A 2019-nucleotide genomic window follows, 5' to 3' on the forward strand; every position below is an offset into this window, starting at 1 on the left:
CATGAGGGGTGGGCGGCGGCCCGGGCGGGGGGCCCCCGGCCCGGGGGGGGGGGGGGGGGGTCTTGAGTCTGCCGCAGACGGCGCCCGCCCCCCGCCCGCCGCCCCCCCCTGCCGGCACCTTGCCGAAGGTGTCCGGGACGGGCAGGGTGGACCAGTCCGTGAGCGGCCACGCGACGACGAAGGCCCGGCCGATCACGTTCCCCACCGGCACGAAGCCGTCACCGGTCTCGTTGTGGTGCGGGCGCGAGTCCCGCGAGTTGTTGCGGTGGTCGCCCATCACCCAGAGCTTGCCCTTGGGGACGGTGACGGTGCCCACCGGGTCCTGGTCGCAGGGCGCCGAACCGGGGAACAGGTACGGCTCGTCCAGCGCGACGCCGTTCACCTTCAGCGGGCTGCCCGCCTTGCACTCGACGGTGTCCCCGCCGACCGCGATCACCCGCTTGATCAGGTCCTTCTCGTCCGCCGAGGGCATCAGGCCGACGGTGCTCAGCACCTTCTGGACCGAGCTCATCACCGAGCCGTCCGCGTGCGTCGGCGCGCTCTCCAGCCAGCCGCCCGGATCACGGAAGACCACCACCTCGCCGCGCTCGGGCTCGGCGCCGAACCACGGCGTCAACTTGTCGACCAGCACCCGGTCGCCGATCGCCAGGGTCTGCTCCATCGAACCCGAGGGGATCGAGAAGGCCTGGACGAAGAAGGTCTTGATGCCGAGCGAGAGCAGCAGGGCGATCACCAGCAGAATCGGAAGCTCCTGCCAGAACGGGCGCTTCTTCCGCCCGCTCTTGGCGTCCGGCTCCGCGCCGCCGGCGCCGTCGGCCCCACCGGTCGGACCGCTGCCGCCGCTCCCGTCGCCGCCGGAACCACCGCCGGCCCGGCCGGCGCCGCCGCCGGAGGCCTCGAAGGCCCCCGCCGCGCCCGGGACTTCGGGCGCACCCACCGCGCCGCGCTCCCCGGTTCCACCGCTCTCGCCGGACTCCGTACTCTGCTGGACACTCATCTTCTCGGCCCCTCCCGACGGCCTGGCGGGAGACCGGAACGGAAAACCCCCGCTGTCAGGGAACGAACCTACCGAACGGAGGTTCCCGGGCGCGCCCTGACATGGATCCGCTCACCCTGAGGACCGAACAGACTGAGGAACTCCACCGGCTGCGGCCCGGCGTTGCCGAAGGCGTGCGGGGTCCGGGTGTCGAACTCGGCGGCCTCACCGGCCGTCAGCACCAGGTCGTGCGAACCGAGCACCAGCCGCAGCCGGCCGGACAGCACGTACAGCCACTCGTGGCCCTCGTGCACCTTCAGCTCCAGCTCGGGCTCGGTGCCCCGGCCGGGCGGCATGATCTGCTTGAAGGCGTGCAGACCGCCGAGGTGGCGGGTGAGCGGGATGATGGTCTGGCCGTTCCTGGTCACCGGGCGGGGATGGACCCGGGGGTCTCCGGTGGCCGGGGCGCCGACCAGCTCGTCCAGCGGCACCCGGTACTCCCGGGCCAGCGGCAGCAGCAGTTCCAGGGTCGGCTTGCGCTGCCCGGACTCCAGCCGGGACAGCGTGCTGAGCGAGATCCCGGTGGCGGCGGCCAGTTTGGCGAGGGTGGTGCCGCGCTCGCGTCGCAGGGCGCGCAGCCGGGGGCCCACCGTGGTGAGGACGTTCTCGAAGTCTTCGTCGGCCATGCCTGCCATTCGCCGGGACGGCAAGGGCGTTTGTCAAACCGGCACACCGGTGCACGGGCGCGCGGGCCCGTCCGCGCGCCCTATGCTGTCCGGCCATGCGCATCCACCTCACCCGGGACAGCGTCGCGGCCGGCGACGACGCCGGCGCCCCGCACCCCGCGGCGCTCACCCTCCCCGACGACCTCGACCTGCCGCAGGCGCTCGTCGCCCTCGGACTCCCCCGGCCGTACCTGCCCCTGATCGGCGGCGGCCGCGCCAGCTGGATCCTGCGCACCGGCGACGGCGCGCCGCTCGCCGTACTCGCCCAGCAGTGGCCGTGCGCCCGGCCGCGGCCCGGGGGGGCGGGCGCGCGCCCCC

At 74.3% G+C, this 2019-nt stretch carries 2 protein-coding genes and 1 pseudogene; 1 reads left to right on the top strand and 2 read right to left on the bottom strand.

All coding sequences use genetic code 11. The annotated features are described in order from the left end of the window. Both lepB and ACFV61_RS35715 read right to left on the bottom strand, forming a co-directional pair. A partial coding sequence (lepB, locus tag ACFV61_RS35710) for a signal peptidase I (RefSeq protein ID WP_380496328.1) occupies positions 1–997 on the bottom strand: 997 nt, incomplete at its 3' end. 68 nt (positions 998–1065) lie between these two features. Next, positions 1066–1662, bottom strand: a complete 597-nt coding sequence (locus ACFV61_RS35715; protein ID WP_063350727.1) for a helix-turn-helix domain-containing protein — start codon at positions 1660–1662, stop codon at positions 1066–1068. A 95-nt stretch (positions 1663–1757) separates the two neighbouring features. On the opposite strand from ACFV61_RS35715, the pseudogene ACFV61_RS35720 reads away from it, so the two are divergent. Beyond that, positions 1758–2019 (top strand): annotated as a pseudogene (locus ACFV61_RS35720) (hypothetical protein); the annotation flags it as partial.

Source organism: Kitasatospora sp. NPDC059817, from assembly GCF_042731835.1.
In the GTDB taxonomy this organism is placed as follows: domain Bacteria; phylum Actinomycetota; class Actinomycetes; order Streptomycetales; family Streptomycetaceae; genus Kitasatospora.